Genomic DNA, 17,674 nt, shown 5'->3' on the forward strand with positions numbered 1-17,674 from the left:
GGGCGCCGTAGGCATAAACGGTCGCGTTAAGTATTTGCCGCTTGCTTGGGCTTGGACGCCCAAAACAAGCTTCCGCAAAAATAGCGACTCCCCGATATGCACGGTCACGACTCCACCCGAGTGGCAAGGCACCGCTAGCCGAACCAGATACGTTAATCGACGGACTACCCGTGCAGTTGAAGATCGCCAACTTCTTTATCGCCAGAACGGAGCGGTTGAAGATGGTTGGCTGGGATACGGCGCTGAAGCGGCTCGACCACGCCGACTTCTTCAGTCGCGCCTGTGGCGTGCTGGTGACCGTCTACAATCGGGAGATGAAGTGTTTGCATGCGCCCGTGTCCTTCGATCATCACTACATGGCATTTCGGAACGATTACGCTGCCGACCGAGAGTTGATCGGACAGCGCTACTACAGCGACAGGAAGTAAGTGGCGTGTGTTTCTACTCGGTGAGCAGCTGATCGATAATTTTCCAGCTCTCGGCGGTGTCCCAGTCGATAGCACGGTTGGTGGAGTAACGGATGTTGCCTGCTCGGTCGATGATGAAGGAGCTGGGGAAACTAAAGACCTTCCACTGCATCGCCGTCTTGCCATCACGATCCATCAGTACCGGGAAGTCGACCGGTATCAGTTTCATAAAGGCTTGAAGCTGTTCGTTGGTCTCACGAAAATCGATCGAGACCACCTCGAAGTTGCGGTCACGATAACGCGCCGCCAGACCGTTGAGTGATGGCACCTCTTCAACGCAAGGCGGACACCAGGTGGCCCAGAAATTCACCAGCGTCACCTTGCCGCGATAGTTCTGCCAGCGATCCTCCTTACCCTCGAAATCGGGCAGGACAAAACCGGGGGCGGTGACCGGTTGTTTAAACTCCACCAGCTCCATCACCTGTTGGCCGGTATCGCCGGATTTGAGTTCGGTTACGCTGGCTGGTTTCGGATAGCGCTCCATCATGGCCGCAAGGCTCAGCAGCTGCTGAGGTACGGCATGTGTTGCTCCCAAATCGCCAGGGCCGTGATCGGTCTCGCCCATGAAGAACCAGTCTCGAACGCGCGGAACGATATAGGCATAGGCATAGGCAGGCGAACCACCGCGCCAGAACGTCCCCATCACCTCGCTCAGGCGCCAGCGCTGGCTGCCGATCTCCGGCTGATAGATCACCACCGGGATATTGGTCGCCGAGACGATGGGGTCGATGATCGGATCCTGTCCGGCCACCGGCGCCGGGCCAAACAGATTGGGGTAGAAGAGCACCGCACCGGTCAGGCGTGACTTTTTCTGTTGCTGTTGCCAGAGACGCGCACCGCGCAGCAGCGGCACCGGCACCGGCATACGGTCGTAGGCGACCAGCAGTACCCGCTTGTTGCGTTGGCTGTGGGCCGCTTCAAGCAGTGCCAGTACCCCGTTACCTGAGAGCTTGCGCTGTACCTCGCTACTGCGCGGCAGAAAGTAGGATTCGAGCAGATCGACGCGCCAGATCTCCGCACCTGCACGGTTCACCGCTACCACCATCTCATCGAACATCGACCGCACCTCCTCGTGGTCGGTCAGCCAGATGATCAATAGGTCGCCCTCGGAGGGGTGGTGCTGAACGGAAATCTCGTTTCCGTCGTGGTCAGATACCGTGAAGTCCTCTGCAGCGAGCAAGGGAGAGAGGAGTAGCAGGCAGAGAGTGAATAGCTGTTTCATCGAGTTTTCATGGCGTCGGCAAATTGATTCGACAATATGGAGTGATGCGAAGGGTGTTGCAAGCCCGTCGCCTGATGTTGCTGTTTTCGTGGGGTGGGTTGAGTAAAGCGCGATGAGTAGATTAGGCATGCCGCCATTGGACGATGTGGTTAGGGCCTGGGTGGTTTGTTGGGTATCACTCCATCCCAAGGGTGCTTCCTCGCTTCGCTCAGGGCGCGTTCAATCCAATCTACGAAAATACGTGCTGAGATGTGGTTGAAAAAGAGGGGTGTGATGGGGAGGAGCGGTTTGGTGTGGAGGCTCAGGAGGTGCCGTGCTCTTCAACGGCTTGAAACACCGAATCCTTAAAGTACCAGTCATCAAACTTTGAAAGGGTGGTGAATTTTCGTCGATAGCCATGCCTGCTCAAGAGATTGAAGATCTGCTCTCTGTTTCTGGTGAAGTTGTGTTCGCAGGTGATGATCGATATCTCATATTTGTCGAAGTTGAAACTATTCAATATCTCGAATTCGCTTCCCTCGGTATCGATCGACAGGTAATCGATTTGTCGAGGAGCATTATGTTTCTCTAGCAGGTCGTTCAGAGAGAGGGTTTTTACCTCGTATGTGGTCGACTCTTTTCTCGTCTTGGCATGATGGTCGTGATCGCTAAACTTAGAGATGGTTGAGAGTGTTGCGACATCTGCTTCTGTAAAAGAGAGGGTGTCGTGGCTGCTGCTCCACACACAGGAGTGATCGACAGCTGCATCTCTGTTGTTTGCAAGGTCGGTGTGCCAGATCTTTCCCGGTTCAGCGAGGATGCCTTGCCAACCATACTCTTTCTCCAGCAGATAGGTGTTGCTGAATTTGATGCCATCTGATGCGCCAAATTCGACGAAGTAACCGTTTGTCTTAAATCCCGTCGCCAATAGAACGATTACATCCTGGTGGATTTGAGCGCTGCTGGTTCCTTCAAAAATGCCAGCCTGAGTGACTAGCTGGAGCAGTTCTTTCGTCTCAATCTCGGATTCAAGTAGCCGATTGGGCTTCCGAGGGCGTATCAGCTCAAGGCCGAGTGGGGATAATAATCTGTTGAGTGCGCGTCTGATCATCGCGCGAGTTTAACAGCAGTTGGTCAGTAGGAGGTGAGGTTGATTGATGTGATCAGGAGGTTGGGGCGTTAACTTTAAGAGATAATAGCTGCCCCTGAAAAGTCGTTTCTCGTAGGCTGTAATTGTGGTTCTGGAAGTGAGTATAATATTTCTCTGGAATAGTCCTGAATAAAGCAATGGATAGCTATGAAAACAATATTTATTGGTTTTGCGTTTCTTTTTGTAATCTCAACAAGTGTTTGCTCGGCGGATAAAGATGATATTAAAACAGCGTTGGAGTTAATGGATGTAATCAATATTGAGCGCGATATAAATGATGATATCGAATCGACTCTATCTGTTATGCGTGACCAGATGATCGATGTTCTTCCAAATAAAGAAGATTATATCGATTACTGGATTGACGGATATCGACGTATGTTGAATCAAGAGTTCGATTGGGAATCAAATAGAGGGAAGGTCGCTGAGATGATTGCCAACACATATTCCCAGCAAGAGATGAGTTCGTATGTCGAATTTTTTAAGGCTGGAAATGGTAGAGGTTATTTTAGTAAGAAAGGCGAGTTTGATGAAAAGTTGGATGTCTGGATCAAGGGAAAGGTGGGTGGGCTCGAAGCTAGGCTGGAAGAGCTCACAAAGAGTGCTGCCAAGAAATACGATCTGAAGTTAAAAGAAAGGAAGCCAAAAACTATGGAGGAGATTGCCTCTGAGGATTACTACGATATAAGGGCGTATAAATGCCATTGGCCTATTCCAAATGATTTGATGTTGAGTGTAGATAAATTTGATCGCTATCTGTTCGTAAATAATAAGGTGGGATTGCTTGAAGGATACAAGCTGATAATTATCGAAAAAGTAAGAGATACGATCGAAAGTGAGTTTGAGGAGGAGGCTAGGTACGCCGTGCAGAAGCTGGGTGATCGTAAAGGATTTGAGTTCTATAGTATTTCATCGATAAATGATAATGGTGATGTTGGAGGTGCACCAGCCTTTGCGGTTGAGAAGGGTGGTGTTCGTGTTTTCATGGTGGGGGTTGATGTGATCGAGTTGGACTACATGCTTGCCAGATGTGATGCGACAAAGAAGGAGTATTGAGTTTTATTGCTGGACTATTGCGCTATTTTTTTGTGGTGTTGTTGAGTAATAACTAATCCACCGGCTCCCCTCTATCTACTTGGGGTGACATGAATTCATGAAACCTGTGCTCTGCACAAGAATGCAATAAACCCTCTGGTATACTCCCCGCCCATGTTGACCTATCCCAATATCGATCCTGTTGCGCTGGCGCTCGGGCCGGTGAAGATTCACTGGTACGGGCTGATGTATCTGATTGGCTTTGCCGCCGCTTGGTGGTTGGGTCGGTTTCGTGCACGTAAGGCCGACTCCGGCTGGAAGGTGGAGCAGATCGACGATCTGATCTTCTACGCGGCGTTGGGTGTGATTCTCGGTGGACGTATCGGTTATATCCTCTTCTACAACTTCGCCAACTTTATCGACAACCCGCTGATTCTGATTCGTATCTGGGAGGGAGGGATGTCGTTCCACGGCGGGCTGCTCGGGGTGTTGGTCTCGATGCTGCTCTTCGGGCGCAAGGTGGAGAAGGGTTTCTTCACCATTACTGACTTTATCGCGCCGCTGGTGCCGGTCGGGTTGATGGCGGGGCGCATTGGTAACTTTATCAATGGAGAGCTGTGGGGACGTGTTACCGATCATTCAATCGGTATGGTCTTCCCTGGTGGTGGGCCGATGCCGCGACATCCTTCACAGCTCTACGAGGCAGCGTTGGAGGGATTGATCCTCTTCCTGCTGCTCTGGTGGTTCTCGGCCAAACCGCGACCGCGCATGGCGGTTTCGGGGTTGTTCCTGATCGGATACGGCGTAGCGCGCACGGTGGTGGAGTTTGCCCGTGAGCCCGACGACCATCTTGGTTTTATCGCCTTCGACTGGCTGACGATGGGACAGATGCTCTCACTGCCGATGGTGATGTTTGGTGTGGTGCTGCTGGCGTTTGCTTACCGTCGCCGAGCGTAGGGCTCTCCCTGATCCGATTTTCTGTGTTGTCGCCATGTACCGGAGTCGAACTTCGACTCCGGTACATGGTTTAGGTTGTAAGTCTCTGTAGCCCGGATGGAGCGACGCGAAATCCGGGGTGGTTGCTCTCTCTCCTTACCCTCTCGCCATATTGGCGATCTCTGCCTCGGTTTTCGTTGTTGTCGTGCGGTAGTGGAGTCGAGATTCGACGCCGCTACCTGTATTTCTAACCTTCGCCGACCCGCATCAGCCCCGGCATGGTGATATAGCCGGGCTGGGTCTCGATGCGCGCCATCCACTGTCGGATGGCGGGGTAGGGATCGAGTGAGAAGCCACCGTCACCGCTCAGTCCGATGTAGGGGTAGCAGGCGATATCAGCGATGGTGATTGTGTGCCCCGCCAACCAGCTACTCTTCGCTAGCTGCTGCTCTACCACCTCCAGTGCCTGTTCACCCAGCTTGCGACACTCTTCAGGGTTCCACGGTTTGTTCATTAGCTTGATGGCGCGAGCTCGTGCCAGACCGTAGAGGATCTCGTTCTCTGAAACGGCGAGCCACTGCACCACCTCTGCCATACCGAGTGGATCGGTCGGCAGCCAGCGCTCACCACCGTATTGGCGGGCGAGGTAGGTGAGGATCGCGCTCGAGTCCCAGATGATGGTGCCGTCGTCGTCGAGTACCGGGATCTGTGCGCGAGGGTTGAGCTTGAGGAGTGCCGGTTCGAAGTTTTCCCCCTGGCGCAGGTCGACCGGTACCAGCTCATGTTCGATGCCGAGCAGTGAGAGCAGCAGGCGGATTTTGTAACAGTTTCCTGAGATCTCGAAATTGTAGAGTTTCATCACGGTTATCCCTGTCGCCGGTTTACGACAGGGTAGCTGAGTTTGTGCCGCATGGGGACGTCATCAATCGACTCATTCGATCTATCATCCTTGAATCTCGATTTAAACGATCAGATTGTTCGGGTGTGTTGGCTAAGATGCAGTCTGCGAGGCGGTAAATAACACCGAGATTAGGGTCTTATGTTGCAGGCCGGGGTAGGTATAATCGAGCGGATAACGATACCTTCAATCGAGGAGCGGTAATGCGGCAATATCTGGAGCTGATGCGCCATGTGCGTGACAACGGGGTGAAGAAGGAGGACCGGACCGGCACCGGTACGGTCAGTGTCTTTGGCTACCAGATGCGTTTCGATCTCAGTGAAGGTTTTCCGGTGGTCACTACCAAGAAGCTTCACCTGCGCTCCATCATCCACGAGCTGCTCTGGTTCCTGCAGGGCGATACCAACATCCGTTATCTGAGGGAGAACGGGGTGCGTATCTGGGACGAGTGGGCCGATGAGAATGGCGATCTCGGCCCCGTCTATGGTTCGCAGTGGCGCAGCTGGCCAACCCCCGGTGGTGGCCATATCGACCAGATCACCCAGGTGATCGATCAGCTGAAGAACAATCCCGATTCACGCCGCATTATCGTCTCGGCCTGGAATGTGGCCGAGGTGGAGAATATGGCGCTGCCGCCCTGTCACGCCTTTTTCCAGTTCTACGTCGCTGATGGCAAGCTCTACTGCCAGCTCTACCAGCGCAGCGCCGATATCTTTCTCGGTGTGCCGTTTAATATCGCCTCCTATGCGCTGTTGACGATGATGATGGCGCAGGTCTGCGATCTGGAGCCGGGTGATTTTGTCCACACATTGGGCGATGCCCACCTCTATTCCAACCACCTCGAACAGACCGATCTGCAGCTTTCGCGTGAGCCCTATCCGCTGCCGACGATGAAGATCAATCCTAAGATCAAAGATATCTTCGATTTCACCATTGATGACTTTGAGTTGATCGGTTACGAGTCACACCCCCACATCAAAGGGGTGGTGGCGGTTTGATCGTCTCACTGATCTGGGCGATGGATGAGCAGCGTCTTATTGGCGTTGAGAATCGTCTGCCGTGGAAGCTACCGGCCGATATGAAGTGGTTTCGCCGCCATACACTGGGCAAGCCGATCGTGATGGGGCGCAAGACCTTCGAATCGTTTGGTGGGCGTCCGTTGCCTGAGCGCACCAATATCGTCATTACCCGTGATCCAGACTACAGCGCCGAGGGCGCGGTGGTGGTCCACTCAATCGAGGAGGCGCTGGCTGCGGCGGGTGAGGTCGAAGAGGTGATGATTATCGGCGGTGCCTCGTTTTATGAGCAGATGCTGGCGCAGGCCGATCGCATCTACTTTACTAAGGTGCATGGTCAGTTCGAGGGCGATGCCTGGTTCCCGGAGTTTGATCTTTCTCCGTGGCGCGAAACGCTGCGTGAAGAGCAGCCGGTTGATGAACGTAATGCCCACGCTTGCAGCTTCATCGTCATGGAGCGCTCGGTTTGAAGGGTATTCTCTCGGCACTACTTAATCTCGTCTGCCGCAAGGTGATTGAGCGTAACCCCGAAGCTCAGGCTGCCATTGATGCCGAGCTGAAAAAACTGACCCTCTACCACTATCCCGCCTGCCCCTTCTGTCTGCGCGTGCGGCGAGTGATGCGCTATCTAAAGCTCGATATCCCGTTGCAGGATGTGATGCAGAGCCGGGATGCGCACCAGGCGCTGCTAAAAGGCGGTGGCATGACTCAGGTGCCCTGCCTGCAGATCATTGAGGATGATGGTGCAGAGCGCTGGCTCTATGAGTCGGCCGATATTAATCATTACCTGAAGTCGCGCTTCTCCAAATAGAGCAAGGATCACCCCGATGCATATTCATTACCTGCAGCACGTTCCCTTTGAAGGCATTGGTTCGATCCAGGACTGGGCCGATCGGGGAGGGCATACGGTTTCGCGCACGCGTCTCTATGCCGGTGATCAGTTCCCCGCCATTGACCGTTTCGACCTGCTGGTTGTGATGGGCGGCCCAATGAATATCTACGAGTACAGCGAATATCCCTGGTTGAAGGTGGAGAAGGGGTATATCAAACAGGTGATCGAGGCCGACAAAGCAGTGCTTGGTGTCTGCCTTGGAGCGCAGCTGATCGCCGATGTGCTCGGTGGGCCGGTGGTCGATGGGCGTGAGAAGGAGATCGGCTGGTTCGATATCAAGCGCTCGGCCGAGGTGGCCGATCATCCACTGGCTCTCTTTCTCGATGATCAGTGCGAGGTGTTCCACTGGCACGGCGATACCTTCAATATCCCGCCGGGTGCGATTCACCTCGCCTCAAGCGGCGTCTGTGACAACCAGGGTTTTATCTACAACGATCGCGTGGTGGCGCTGCAGTTCCATCTCGAGACCACGGCGGAGAGCGCTGCGGCATTGATCGAAAACTGTGCCGGTGAATTGGCCGAGGGTGGTGCTCATATTCAGAGTGGTGCGGAGATGATGGCCGATGGTGCGCGTTATGCGGCGATCAATCAGCGTATGAATCGGCTGCTTGATGCAATGGCAGCAACGCTTAATTAACTGAGCTACTCCTCGAGATAGAGGAACGACCAGCGGCTGCCGGTGGTCTCCTCCAGTCGCTGCATCAACTCATCACCCGGTAGCGCCAGTTCTGCCGGTATTCCCCAGATGTCGATTCGTAAATTTCCGAAGCCCCCGTAGTGACGCCAGTTGAGTGAGGCTAGCGCTGTCTCTGAGCTGCACTTTGGACAGTTGAGCGATGTCTCGGCGGTTATCTCATCTGTTTGAAGATGGTTACGCCACTCTCCCAGCTTGGTACGGCAGGAGGGGCAGCGGGGCGGTACGCCCTGACTGCCACCGATCAGTATTGAGTTCTCTGTAGCGACCGGCTCCACATGGCAGAAGCTATCGCCCGCCCTCGGATCGGTGACGATGTGCGGTGCGCAGCCGAGGAAGGTGATCAGTGCCGCGAAGCGTTCACCGGCGAGGTAGTGGTTGTGTCCCTGAAAATCGATCGCATTCTCGATCAGACCGATCTCTCTGATTTGCGTGGTGACAGCATCAAGCGTGCTGGCTGCAGCGGTGGTGTGCAGGATGAGTTTTTCGGCCATTGGTGATCCGCGAAAGCGGTGAGTAATTAGTGGTTGGGAGCGCCATTATACGGGCGCTCCCGGTTGTTAGGCGAGGCTGCTGCTCATTGCAAAGTTGTGTTCCAGGCACGGCTCAATTTCCGTGCTGTTGAGGGTCTCTCCGGGTTTGGCAATTAGCTGTAGCAGTACCCCATCTGTTGTGGGTTGGATATTGATTCGGTCTACCTTGTTATATTCGTCTGTGGCGTTTTCACAGCTACCGTCGTCGCAACGGCGATCGCGGCAGTTGTTCATATAGTGTTCAAGCAGCTGCTCCTGCTCTACGGCGTCGGCACTGATTGAAACGTCGAGATGTCGGTCGCGATTTTCGATCCGATATTCCATCTCCATGTAGTCCTCCCTTTTAATACACCTACATTTTTATAGACTATTTGGGCGAAACGGCAAGTTTTCAACCCCTCGTAACTACTCTTTCGGTGAGCGACAGCCGGGGCAGTTGTAGGCGATCGATTCACCGCTTTCGAGGCAGTAGGCGGTCAACGTGCCGCCCCAGAGGCAGCCGGTATCGAGTGCAAAGAGGCTGCCATCAGTCATTAATCCGAGCGTTGACCAGTGGCCGATGATCACCTTCAAATCGCGGCTGCGGCGTTCTGGGTGTTCGAACCAGGGTATCAATCCCTCTGGCTGGCTGCCGGGTGCGCCCTTGTGGTGAAACTCCAGCGCGCCATCTGGCTCCAGATAGCGCATACGGCTGAAACAGTTGGTGATAAAGCGTAACCGCTTGATCCCCTCCAGCTTACCTTTCCAGCGCTTCGGTTTGTTGCCGTACATGTTCTGCAGAAAGTCGACGTAATCATCGCCCTGTAGCACCGCCTCGACCTCTGCCGCACAGGCCTGTGCCAGGGAGAGATCCCACTGTGGTGCTAGCCCGGCGTGAATCATGGTGTAGCCAAGTTTGGCATCGTGGTGTAGCAGTGGCTGGTGGCGAAGCCACCGCAGGAGTTCGGGGCCGTCGTCGGCCTCGATCAGTGGCTGGAAGTTGTCGTTCTTGGAGTACTTCAGATGCCCCTCGGCAACGGCGAGCATATGCAGGTCGTGATTACCGAGTACGGTGATGGCACGATCACCGAGTGACTTTACAAAACGTACCGTCTCGAGCGATTTGGGGCCGCGGTTGACCAGATCGCCGGTGAACCAGAGTTGATCTTTAGCGGGATCGAAATTGATCCGTTGCAGTAGCTGCTGCAACTCATCGAAGCAGCCCTGTATATCACCGATTGCATAGGTGGCCACGGTTAGCGCTTCTCCAACTCGATGTGGCGGAACCAGCCGCCCGCCAATGCTGCTTCGTTGCGGCTGAGCTGAAGGTTGGGGCAGCTGGCGTGCACCTCTTCGAAGATGACGTCAGTACGGGTGGCGATGTGGCGAATCAGTGGATTGATCATGCGTCGCAAAGGTGCACGCTGATCGGGGCGCAGGAACTTATCGAGGATCACGATTCGACCACCGGGGCGTAGCACCCGCGCCGCCTCTGCGAGGGCGCGTTGCGGTTCAGGAACGACAGCGAGGATCAGGTGCATCACCACGATGTCGAACTGCTCATCGCCGTAGGGGAGGGCCATCGCATCGCCCTCCTGAAGCTCGATCTCGATGCCCAGTGTGGTGGCGCGACGTTCTGCGCGCTTGAGCATAGCAGGGGTGATATCTATGCCGTGGTAGTGGGCGCCGCTCGGTAGGTAGGGTAGGTCGAGACCGCTGCCGATACCGCTGAGTAGTATCTCGGGAGTATTGTCGGTGCCGAGTCTGTCGAGGCTGCGTCGGCGAGCGGCTGCGGTAGCGGCAGCGATCGCGAGGTCATAGATAGGTGCGATCAGGGTGTAGCTGAACCTGAGCGACATGTATGGATCAGTGTAGGGTGCGAGGTGGTGAGAGGGAGAAGGGGGCTATCTCCGCATCGAACTCATGCCCGTCCTCTGCCACCATCTGGTAGCTACCGCGCATGGATCCGACTTCGGTCTCGAGCATGGTGCCGCTGGTGTAGCGAAAGCTCTCTCCCGGCTGCAGATTGGGTTTCTCACCCACCACTCCTTCACCACGTACCTCCTGCACCTTGCCGTTGGCATCGGTGATTAACCAGTGGCGTGAGAGCAGCTGTGCTGCAACGCTGCCAGCGTTCTCAATGGTAATGGTATAGGCAAAGACATACCGACCATCATCGGGCACAGACTGCTCCTCGATATAGGTGGTCTCGGCGTTGACTTCGATGTGGTATTCAGGGGAGTCGGACATGGTCTGCAACTGGTGGTGAATGAGCAACAACTCTAGCACGAAAGATGCGCTGCTTCCCTTTGACACAGCATCTGAAGGGTTGTCACAGACGACTGGCGTGAAGCGCTGCACCGAGCAGGCCGACGCGAGGCTCCATCACCACGTTGATCGGGAATTTATGCATCAGATCGGCCATGCGCCCCTTGCTGTGGAAGGCCTTAATAAAGCGCGGTTGTTGTAGCTGTTCGATCAGTTTTGGGGCGATACCGCCGGCGATATAGAGCCCTCCGCGGGGCAACAGGGTTAGTGCGACATTACCGGCCTGGGCACCATAGATGGCGATGAAAATACCCAGCGCCTCGAGTGCAAGTGGATCGTTCTGCTCGATGGCAAAACGGCTGATCTCGGCCGACGGATCACCTGTGGTAATCGCCTCATTCAGGGTGGCTGAAGCGAGTCGCTTCGGCTGGGTGGTGAGAAAGCGATAGATGGCGTGCAGGCCGGGGCCGGAGAGGACGCGATCCCACGAGACATGTTCATACTCTGTTTCCAGGTAGTGCTGCAATGCGCGTTGCAGTTCACCTGTTGGGGCGAATTCGGCATGCCCCCCCTCGGAGGGGAGTGGTCGGTAGTGTTCGCCATCATGAAGCAGCAGGCCAATGCCGAGACCGGTTCCGGCACCGATCACGGCCCGGGTTCCCTTGGGTTGCGGATCACCGGCCTGTAGTTCGACGAGGTCATCTTCAGTGAGTGCCTCGATACCGTAACCAATCGCTTCAAAATCATTGATGAGGGTGAGCGGATGGATACCCGTTTCTCTCGAGAGGGCTGCAGCATTGAGCTGCCAGGGTAGTGCGGTGATCTGCGCGGTTACCTGGTCGGCGCTACGCGTGACCGGTCCGGCGACACCAAAACAGGCGGCTTCGATGGTGGTTGCATCGGTGCCGGTGTCGCTCAGGAACCGCAACACCATCTGCTCCAATCCAGTGAAATCGTTACTGCTGTAGCGCTGCTCAATAATTGAGCGACAACCTTCAGTGTCGCATTCGGCAATCATTAAGAGCGTTTTAGTGCCGCCAAGATCTCCTGCAATGACCCTCATGCCAAGACCTCGGCGAGGCCCTTTGCCGCCGCTTCATCCAGTAACCACTCCAGTGATCCCTGAGGTACAAGCCGCTGGATCGGTAGTCGTGGTGTGTTGCGGCGCATGGCATGGCGCAGTGCCTCAACCTTATTCTCACCACAGACCAGCAGGGCGATGTGATGAGACGTATTGATGGTTTTAAAGGTGAGACTGATGCGCCAGCTTGTCATCTTTTCCACATAGCTTGCAGCACAGAGTGTCTGCTGTTCGTGGAGGATCTCCGTCTCTGGAAAGAGCGAAGCGGTGTGACCATCGGGACCCATGCCGAGCAGCATAAGATCGAAGCAGTGCTGACCGTTGTGATTCAGGGGCAGCTGTTGCTGAAGTTCTTGTGCATAGGTTTCGGCGGCCTCTGCCGCGCTACTCAAAGATGTATCGACAGGGTGGATCTGGCTCTCAGGAATGGCGAGCTGATCAAGCATTGCTTCACGCGCCATACGGTAGTTGCTGTCGGGGTGGTCGTGAGGGACGAAACGCTCATCGCCAAAGTAGATGTGAACCTTCGCCCAGTCGATCTGCTCGCTAAAAGGATGGGCTGCAAGCAGTTGGTAGAGGCGTTTGGGTGTAGAGCCACCGGAAAGAGCGACATGGAAACTGCCGTGATCGCTTATCGCCTCCTTACAGAGCGATACCCAGCGTGCCGCAGCGGCGGCACTGACCGACTCCAGCTCTGGATAGATATTGGTCTGATCGAACAGATTGTTCTTGCTCATGCCGTTCCTGTTAGTCTGTTTCGGCGCTATATTGGACGCACCGATATTCCCACGGTTCGATAGATCAATACAACGGAGAAAAATATGAAATTTGTTCCTGCCCTTTCGCTTCTGGTTGCAGCTTCACTCCCGTTCACGGCAATGGCTGAGTCGGAATCACCGATGGCGGTCAACATCAAACGGTTATCGATGGAATCGGCGCTAACGGTTGCCAAGGCAGCCGTCGAGGCGTGTCGTAAAGAGGGGATTCAGATCGGCGTAACCGTGGTCGACCGTGGTGGTAACCCGCAGGTGGTGCTACGTGATGTGCTGGCACCCGACCTGACACTCAATATCAGCAAGCAGAAGGCCTATACCGCGATCTCATTTATTGCCACCACATCATCAATGGAGAACCGATTCACAACGCCGTTTGCGGTGGCCAAGGTTGATGGACTGGTGATGTCAGCAGGTGGCGTACCAATCCAGGCGGGCGGCATTGTCTATGGCGCCGTGGGCGTGAGTGGTGCCCCTTCAGGTGTGACCGATGAGATGTGTGCTCAGGCGGGTGTCGATGCGATCAAAGACGATCTGGAGATGGAGGGGCTCTAGTCTAGATTTGAGCTGTTTCGATCGACCTGAGACTGCCATGTCCCACGAAGATGCGGTTTCAGGTTGAGTCGGGATTGAGTCAGCCGCCTTATTCAGGGCGGCGCTCGTTTTCCTCTGCGGTGAATCGTTGCCGCCCTGCTAGGGTAGGGGTATTACCGATAAGCAGGTTTGCCAGGCTAGATTAGCTCACCCTGCGTAGGTGTTGGGGCGGCTTGTGCCCCGGTGCTGCTCTACGTATTCGATAGCGGTTTTTACCGCCTCTTCTACGGCATTCATCATCTGGAAGCGCTCCTCCGATGGCATATAGAAGACCAGGTCGACCTTGTGTCTGACGTAGCGTGCCGGTAGTTGGTTCAGCGCGACGCAGGCGACATCTTCCAGATAATCATCATCACTATTTGGTGTCTCACCCTCTGCCGCCAAGCGACGAATACGCTCTACCACTAGCTGTTCGTAGTAGTTCTGAATCTCTTCATACATCGGTATCCACTCCTTTGATCTTATTGTTTCGGTTCTTCAACTCCTGTGTTGGCACAAAAGCTGAATGGATAACTCTATCCGGTGCGCAGCGGCGCATCGACAGTCGATAGTGTGCGCCAGGTTCGGTTTGTATGTGAAGTGTTTCACGGTACGAGCCAAAGCGCATCTATAGCCTTAACAGTAAGCGTTTTCCAGTCTAGAGGCTAGGTTGGAGAGGAGGTGGGTTATGAAAAAGTGGCACAGCCCCGATTTAATGGCCGTGGTGATGTTATTTGTGGGTACCGGTGTGATGGTGACGATGTTTGCACATGCAGGTGACGAATTTCCGCCACCACCCTGTCCTTCTGGATGTAACGGCTTTACCGATCCCATTTTGCCCCAGATCCATGCCGGGGCGGATAAGAGCAGCCGGCCAAAGGCAAAACTCTTCACCCTGCAGCACTACCACTATCTGGGTGGAAACAAACCGGACAGTGGTACGGGTCTAGGTTATGTCCGTCAGGGAAGTGGACTCGATATGGCGCTAACCCTCGACACACCCGGATTGGAGTTGAGTCGCAAAATGGGTGGCATGAGAGCGGGTCTTCGTTTTGAACGAGACACGGTTGAAAAGAGCGATACGGCGATCTCGATCGGTTTTAGTCACCGCTGGTAGCTTGTTAACTAATCCTGAATGCGTACCGCCAGCAGGCGCTGACCGCCATGGAGAGCGAAGTGAGGGCGGTTAGTCCCCGATAGTCGACGCCGTCTGCATATTCGTAGTTGAGAGCGCGAGCGAACGACGAAGAAGATGCAGCAGCGGCTTTATGTCGGCGTAGAGTCACTGAGGGAGCAAAAATAGCGACTCCCCGGTCGCAGGGGGCGTGGTGTAGTACGGCATTGGCGGTAGAGCCGAGCAGCAGTGCCAGGCCATGACGACCGTGGCTGCCAAGAACGATCAGGTCGATTTGCTGCTCCTCAGCAACTCGCGAGACTTCCCCATTAATCGTCCCTACCTCACTGTAGCAATCGATCCTGTCAATACCGAGTGAATCTGCCAGTTTGGTGAGTCGTGTTTTGGCTTGCTGCTGGAGTTCAGGTTCCAGGGATAGTAGTGGGGTGGCGTCGAGATCGTTGATGGTGTCGAGTACGGCCGGTTCGACCACGTGGACCAGGCTAACCTGGGCGTTAGATAGCTTGGCAATTGTCTGGGCACGTTCGACAACCTTTTGGTCGCTCTCGTTGAACTCGACTGCAATTAGGATCTTTTTATAGCTGATCACGCCACATCTCCCCTGTAACTATCTGCATCCAGTATAGCAATGGTGATGCTGGAGATATTACGGTGCATTGTGTTTGATGCTGAGCGTCATGTGTGCTGGGTGGATTGCTCTGTTATTTGGGGGGTGCGGTTTAAATGCTCCTCTAAAAATTTGTTATCTTCCAACTATGAGTAGAAGCAGGATGAAAGGCTGAATGGTGCGATTGCAGCGGACTATGTGAATGCTGCCTGTTAACAGAAAGTCCTGGATTGCGTTGGTAACTAATTGGCTGTTAGATAAATAATCCGTTGTTATTGTTAGATTGGAATGACAAGCCTGGCGCAGGTACCGCCCCCCTCTCGCTCGAGTAGTTTCACAATCCAGCCATTTGTGTCGGCAAGCTGTCGAACAATGGCCAACCCCAGACCACTACCTCCAGTTATGCTGCTACGGGATTTTTCGAGTCTGAAAAAGGGTTGAAATACGGCTTCGCGCTGTTCTGGTGGAATGCCTGGGCCGTGATCCAGGACCTGAATGGTGAGGGAGTCATGGTCGCAGTTGCACTCAATTCTGACTGGTTTGCCATCGCCATAGCGAATGGCATTCTCAAGAAGATTTGTAACGATGCGTTGGAGTGCGAGTCGATTTAATGTAAAGCTGCAGGTTTTTTCAGAGTGCCACTCAATGATGTGATTACCGCGCCTTGCTGCTTCGACGATATGATCAAGTGCCTCGGCTATCTGTAAAGGCTCCTTTTCCTGTTTGTCCAGTTCAAGATTGACCTGTAGTGCCTGTCCTATAAGGCGGTTTACTGAGTCGAGATCCCGGTATATTCCATTCATTAACTGTGGATCCCCACCATTATCTGGAAGCATGGCTAGTGCCAGCTGGATCTGAGTTAATGGTGTTCGCAGGTCATGAGAAATTCCCGCTAAGAGCGTTGTTCGGTTGGCGAGCAGCTCTTTAACCTGGATGTTCATTCTGTTGAACTCCCTGGCAAGAACGACAAGTTCCTCCGGCCCCTCCTCTTTAACAGGTTCAGGCCACTGCCCTTTACCGATTAATTGGGCTGCGTGATAAAGGCGTTCTATGGTGACTGTAAGGCGGCGTGTGAGTAGAGCGGCAGTAATAAAGGTAAGAAAAAAACCAGTAATCAGCAGCACAAAAAAAGCTGCGGATGGTTTTACCCCTATGCGAGAACGGGAAAACCCAAAGCGCAACATGCCTTCTGATAAGGGGATGTCTGCCCAGAACCACTCCTCTCCCTCGCTGACCGCCATGGATAGCGAAGCGAAGGCGGTTAGTCCGCGATAGTCGACGCCGTCTGCCTATTCGTAGTTGAGAGCGAGAGCGAACGACGAAGAGCGACTCCCCGGCCGCGCTGGTGCTTTTCAAAATCATTATTTTTTTGCCGATTTGGGATTCAAGCGATAGCTCAAGGAAATAGAGATACGGGAGAAGGGAGGTCGATTTCGACAATGGAGTGTCTGCCGTGACTAGTATCAGATCGTGTTTTCTTTGCATTCGTCGTGCGAATGCATCGTGTTCTGCATACGGTAACTGTTCCCATGTTTCAGCGGCATGAGAGATGATGCTGGCCAGATCATCGGTGGCACGCTGTCCAAGTGGAACGACCATGTAGTAGGCAATGGTTGATAGTACAATCATCATAAAGCCAACAGAGACAACACCGATGGTTGATATGATTTTCCAGAAGTAGCTCTGATATTTAATAAAAAGCATCTCTATCCGCTTACTCTTCTTGTGAAAATATATAACCAGCACCCCACACGGTGCGGAGAAAGACGGGTTCTGTTGGATCGATTTCGATTTTTTTCCGCAAACGCCCTACGCAGACATCGATGCTGCGATCAAGCGGTGAGTGGTCATATCCTTTGGTCAGTTCCAGTAAGGTGTCACGGTTTAATACCCGGTTTGCCTGTTCAAGAAAGATGCGCAGCAGTGTGAACTCTCCGGATGTGAGTGGGATCTCTTTGTGGTCTTTGGTGAGTTTGTGTTTTTGAACATCAAGGCTAAAGGGTCCGAAAGTGAGTGTCGTTGTTTCGCTGGGAGTAGAGTCTTTGTTGGTCTCGTTGCATCTACGTAATACGGAGCGAACCCTGGCCAATAGCTCTCTTGGATTAAAGGGCTTTGTCAGGTAGTCGTCTGCGCCCATTTCAAGACCGACAATGCGATCAAGTTCCTCACCTCTTGCTGAGAGAATAATGATGGGCAGGTTGTTCTGTTGGCGTAATCTTCGGCCGATTGAGAGGCCGTCCTCTCCGGGGAGCATAAGGTCGAGAATTACAAGGTCGGCATTGTGGTCGGTAAGGTGTCGATCTAGCGCTGCACCATCCTCAACGGCAACAACCTCATACGCTGACCGCTATGGATAGCGAAGCGAAGGCGGTTAGTCCGCGATAGTCGACGCCGTCTGCCTATTCGTAGTTGAGAGCGCGAGCGAACGACGAAGAA

Annotated in this window: 23 protein-coding genes and 1 pseudogene; 9 read left to right on the plus strand and 15 right to left on the minus strand. The window is 54.0% G+C overall.

The window, feature by feature from the left end:
- The first annotated feature begins 170 nt into the window (after window positions 1–170).
- On the plus strand, window positions 171–428 hold the full coding sequence (locus tag BOW52_RS14145) for a hypothetical protein (RefSeq protein ID WP_078484732.1): 258 nt from the start codon (window positions 171–173) through the stop codon (window positions 426–428).
- Between the two features lie 13 nt (window positions 429–441).
- Here the strand turns inward: BOW52_RS14145 and BOW52_RS14150 are convergent, their stop codons facing one another.
- The gene (locus BOW52_RS14150) at window positions 442–1,689 is read right to left on the minus strand and encodes a TlpA family protein disulfide reductase (RefSeq protein WP_172840361.1); all 1,248 of its coding nucleotides are present in this window, start codon (window positions 1,687–1,689) and stop codon (window positions 442–444) included.
- A 301-nt stretch (window positions 1,690–1,990) separates the two neighbouring features.
- The gene (locus BOW52_RS14155) at window positions 1,991–2,779 is read right to left on the minus strand and encodes an FkbM family methyltransferase (protein WP_078484734.1); all 789 of its coding nucleotides are present in this window, start codon (window positions 2,777–2,779) and stop codon (window positions 1,991–1,993) included.
- 186 nt (window positions 2,780–2,965) lie between these two features.
- On the opposite strand from BOW52_RS14155, the gene BOW52_RS14160 reads away from it, so the two are divergent.
- Window positions 2,966–3,874, plus strand: a complete 909-nt coding sequence (locus BOW52_RS14160) for a DUF2059 domain-containing protein (RefSeq protein WP_078484735.1) — start codon at window positions 2,966–2,968, stop codon at window positions 3,872–3,874.
- Between the two features lie 153 nt (window positions 3,875–4,027).
- The gene (gene lgt, locus BOW52_RS14165) at window positions 4,028–4,810 is read left to right on the plus strand and encodes a prolipoprotein diacylglyceryl transferase (protein ID WP_078484736.1); all 783 of its coding nucleotides are present in this window, start codon (window positions 4,028–4,030) and stop codon (window positions 4,808–4,810) included.
- A gap of 226 nt (window positions 4,811–5,036) precedes the next feature.
- On the opposite strand, the gene BOW52_RS14170 is transcribed toward lgt, so the two are convergent.
- The gene (locus BOW52_RS14170; RefSeq protein WP_078484737.1) at window positions 5,037–5,648 is read right to left on the minus strand and encodes a glutathione S-transferase family protein; all 612 of its coding nucleotides are present in this window, start codon (window positions 5,646–5,648) and stop codon (window positions 5,037–5,039) included.
- 242 nt (window positions 5,649–5,890) lie between these two features.
- Here BOW52_RS14170 and BOW52_RS14175 point away from each other — a divergent pair, with 242 nt between their 5' ends.
- The 4 genes from BOW52_RS14175 to BOW52_RS14190 are packed head-to-tail and all read left to right on the plus strand — an operon-like array spanning window position 5,891 to window position 8,232.
- The gene (locus BOW52_RS14175; protein ID WP_078484738.1) at window positions 5,891–6,685 is read left to right on the plus strand and encodes a thymidylate synthase; all 795 of its coding nucleotides are present in this window, start codon (window positions 5,891–5,893) and stop codon (window positions 6,683–6,685) included.
- Window positions 6,682–7,173, plus strand: coding sequence for a type 3 dihydrofolate reductase (gene folA / locus BOW52_RS14180; RefSeq protein WP_078484739.1), 492 nt, complete (start codon window positions 6,682–6,684; stop codon window positions 7,171–7,173). The genes BOW52_RS14175 and folA overlap by 4 nt, the downstream gene beginning before the upstream one ends.
- The gene (locus BOW52_RS14185) at window positions 7,170–7,514 is read left to right on the plus strand and encodes a glutathione S-transferase N-terminal domain-containing protein (RefSeq protein WP_172840362.1); all 345 of its coding nucleotides are present in this window, start codon (window positions 7,170–7,172) and stop codon (window positions 7,512–7,514) included. The genes folA and BOW52_RS14185 overlap by 4 nt, the downstream gene beginning before the upstream one ends.
- A gap of 16 nt (window positions 7,515–7,530) precedes the next feature.
- Window positions 7,531–8,232, plus strand: a complete 702-nt coding sequence (locus BOW52_RS14190) for a type 1 glutamine amidotransferase (protein ID WP_078484741.1) — start codon at window positions 7,531–7,533, stop codon at window positions 8,230–8,232.
- 5 nt (window positions 8,233–8,237) lie between these two features.
- Here BOW52_RS14190 and BOW52_RS14195 read toward each other — a convergent pair whose 3' ends face one another.
- The 7 genes from BOW52_RS14195 to pgl all read right to left on the minus strand — a co-directional run bounded on the left by BOW52_RS14195 (window position 8,238) and on the right by pgl (window position 12,887).
- Window positions 8,238–8,783: a hypothetical protein gene (locus tag BOW52_RS14195; protein ID WP_078484742.1), complete on the minus strand. Its 546-nt coding sequence runs from the start codon at window positions 8,781–8,783 to the stop codon at window positions 8,238–8,240.
- 66 nt (window positions 8,784–8,849) lie between these two features.
- Entirely contained in the window at window positions 8,850–9,146 is a 297-nt protein-coding gene (locus BOW52_RS14200) for a hypothetical protein (protein WP_135622453.1), read from the minus strand.
- Between the two features lie 81 nt (window positions 9,147–9,227).
- Window positions 9,228–10,055 (minus strand): symmetrical bis(5'-nucleosyl)-tetraphosphatase, encoded by an 828-nt coding sequence (locus BOW52_RS14205; RefSeq protein WP_078484744.1) that lies wholly within the window; start codon window positions 10,053–10,055, stop codon window positions 9,228–9,230.
- 2 nt (window positions 10,056–10,057) lie between these two features.
- The gene (locus BOW52_RS14210) at window positions 10,058–10,660 is read right to left on the minus strand and encodes a class I SAM-dependent methyltransferase (RefSeq protein ID WP_078484745.1); all 603 of its coding nucleotides are present in this window, start codon (window positions 10,658–10,660) and stop codon (window positions 10,058–10,060) included.
- A 7-nt stretch (window positions 10,661–10,667) separates the two neighbouring features.
- The gene (gene apaG / locus BOW52_RS14215; RefSeq protein WP_078484753.1) at window positions 10,668–11,051 is read right to left on the minus strand and encodes a Co2+/Mg2+ efflux protein ApaG; all 384 of its coding nucleotides are present in this window, start codon (window positions 11,049–11,051) and stop codon (window positions 10,668–10,670) included.
- An 82-nt stretch (window positions 11,052–11,133) separates the two neighbouring features.
- Window positions 11,134–12,132 carry a glucokinase gene (locus BOW52_RS14220; RefSeq protein WP_078484746.1) on the minus strand — a complete coding sequence of 333 codons (999 nt, stop codon included), beginning with the start codon at window positions 12,130–12,132 and terminating at the stop codon, window positions 11,134–11,136.
- On the minus strand, window positions 12,129–12,887 hold the full coding sequence (gene pgl / locus BOW52_RS14225; RefSeq protein WP_078484747.1) for a 6-phosphogluconolactonase: 759 nt from the start codon (window positions 12,885–12,887) through the stop codon (window positions 12,129–12,131). The genes BOW52_RS14220 and pgl overlap by 4 nt, the downstream gene beginning before the upstream one ends.
- A gap of 84 nt (window positions 12,888–12,971) precedes the next feature.
- Between pgl and BOW52_RS14230 the strand changes: the two genes are divergently transcribed.
- Window positions 12,972–13,478 carry a GlcG/HbpS family heme-binding protein gene (locus BOW52_RS14230; RefSeq protein ID WP_078484748.1) on the plus strand — a complete coding sequence of 169 codons (507 nt, stop codon included), beginning with the start codon at window positions 12,972–12,974 and terminating at the stop codon, window positions 13,476–13,478.
- A gap of 186 nt (window positions 13,479–13,664) precedes the next feature.
- On the opposite strand, the gene BOW52_RS14235 is transcribed toward BOW52_RS14230, so the two are convergent.
- On the minus strand, window positions 13,665–13,958 hold the full coding sequence (locus BOW52_RS14235; RefSeq protein ID WP_078484749.1) for a late competence development ComFB family protein: 294 nt from the start codon (window positions 13,956–13,958) through the stop codon (window positions 13,665–13,667).
- 226 nt (window positions 13,959–14,184) lie between these two features.
- Here BOW52_RS14235 and BOW52_RS14240 point away from each other — a divergent pair, with 226 nt between their 5' ends.
- Entirely contained in the window at window positions 14,185–14,613 is a 429-nt protein-coding gene (locus BOW52_RS14240; RefSeq protein WP_078484750.1) for a hypothetical protein, read from the plus strand.
- 4 nt (window positions 14,614–14,617) lie between these two features.
- Here BOW52_RS14240 and BOW52_RS14245 read toward each other — a convergent pair whose 3' ends face one another.
- The 4 genes and pseudogenes from BOW52_RS14245 to BOW52_RS17780 form a co-directional block, all read right to left on the minus strand.
- Window positions 14,618–15,220: a universal stress protein gene (locus tag BOW52_RS14245; protein WP_078484751.1), complete on the minus strand. Its 603-nt coding sequence runs from the start codon at window positions 15,218–15,220 to the stop codon at window positions 14,618–14,620.
- Between the two features lie 296 nt (window positions 15,221–15,516).
- The gene (locus BOW52_RS14250) at window positions 15,517–16,479 is read right to left on the minus strand and encodes an ATP-binding protein (RefSeq protein ID WP_078484752.1); all 963 of its coding nucleotides are present in this window, start codon (window positions 16,477–16,479) and stop codon (window positions 15,517–15,519) included.
- A gap of 473 nt (window positions 16,480–16,952) precedes the next feature.
- Window positions 16,953–17,327, minus strand: coding sequence for a winged helix-turn-helix domain-containing protein (locus tag BOW52_RS14255; protein WP_269087666.1), 375 nt, complete (start codon window positions 17,325–17,327; stop codon window positions 16,953–16,955).
- Window positions 17,325–17,570 (minus strand): annotated as a pseudogene (locus tag BOW52_RS17780) (response regulator); the annotation flags it as partial. The pseudogene BOW52_RS17780 and the gene BOW52_RS14255, both read right to left, overlap by 3 nt.
- Between the last annotated feature and the right edge of the window lie 104 nt (window positions 17,571–17,674).

This window comes from Solemya pervernicosa gill symbiont, from assembly GCF_002020875.1.
Classification (GTDB): Bacteria; Pseudomonadota; Gammaproteobacteria.

Excerpts from the sequence above, each read along its gene's own strand:
- BOW52_RS14150 (WP_172840361.1), bottom strand. The coding sequence starts at position 1,689 with ATGAAACAGCTATTCACTCTCTGCCTGCTACTCCTCTCTCCCTTGCTC.
- BOW52_RS14155 (WP_078484734.1), bottom strand. The coding sequence starts at position 2,779 with ATGATCAGACGCGCACTCAACAGATTATTATCCCCACTCGGCCTTGAG.
- BOW52_RS14160 (WP_078484735.1), top strand. The coding sequence starts at position 2,966 with ATGAAAACAATATTTATTGGTTTTGCGTTTCTTTTTGTAATCTCAACA.
- lgt (WP_078484736.1), top strand. The coding sequence starts at position 4,028 with ATGTTGACCTATCCCAATATCGATCCTGTTGCGCTGGCGCTCGGGCCG.
- BOW52_RS14170 (WP_078484737.1), bottom strand. The coding sequence starts at position 5,648 with ATGAAACTCTACAATTTCGAGATCTCAGGAAACTGTTACAAAATCCGC.
- BOW52_RS14175 (WP_078484738.1), top strand. The coding sequence starts at position 5,891 with ATGCGGCAATATCTGGAGCTGATGCGCCATGTGCGTGACAACGGGGTG.
- BOW52_RS14190 (WP_078484741.1), top strand. The coding sequence starts at position 7,531 with ATGCATATTCATTACCTGCAGCACGTTCCCTTTGAAGGCATTGGTTCG.
- BOW52_RS14195 (WP_078484742.1), bottom strand. The coding sequence starts at position 8,783 with ATGGCCGAAAAACTCATCCTGCACACCACCGCTGCAGCCAGCACGCTT.
- BOW52_RS14200 (WP_135622453.1), bottom strand. The coding sequence starts at position 9,146 with ATGGAATATCGGATCGAAAATCGCGACCGACATCTCGACGTTTCAATC.
- BOW52_RS14210 (WP_078484745.1), bottom strand. The coding sequence starts at position 10,660 with ATGTCGCTCAGGTTCAGCTACACCCTGATCGCACCTATCTATGACCTC.
- apaG (WP_078484753.1), bottom strand. The coding sequence starts at position 11,051 with ATGTCCGACTCCCCTGAATACCACATCGAAGTCAACGCCGAGACCACC.
- BOW52_RS14220 (WP_078484746.1), bottom strand. The coding sequence starts at position 12,132 with ATGAGGGTCATTGCAGGAGATCTTGGCGGCACTAAAACGCTCTTAATG.
- pgl (WP_078484747.1), bottom strand. The coding sequence starts at position 12,887 with ATGAGCAAGAACAATCTGTTCGATCAGACCAATATCTATCCAGAGCTG.
- BOW52_RS14230 (WP_078484748.1), top strand. The coding sequence starts at position 12,972 with ATGAAATTTGTTCCTGCCCTTTCGCTTCTGGTTGCAGCTTCACTCCCG.
- BOW52_RS14235 (WP_078484749.1), bottom strand. The coding sequence starts at position 13,958 with ATGTATGAAGAGATTCAGAACTACTACGAACAGCTAGTGGTAGAGCGT.
- BOW52_RS14240 (WP_078484750.1), top strand. The coding sequence starts at position 14,185 with ATGAAAAAGTGGCACAGCCCCGATTTAATGGCCGTGGTGATGTTATTT.
- BOW52_RS14250 (WP_078484752.1), bottom strand. The coding sequence starts at position 16,479 with ATGGCGGTCAGCGAGGGAGAGGAGTGGTTCTGGGCAGACATCCCCTTA.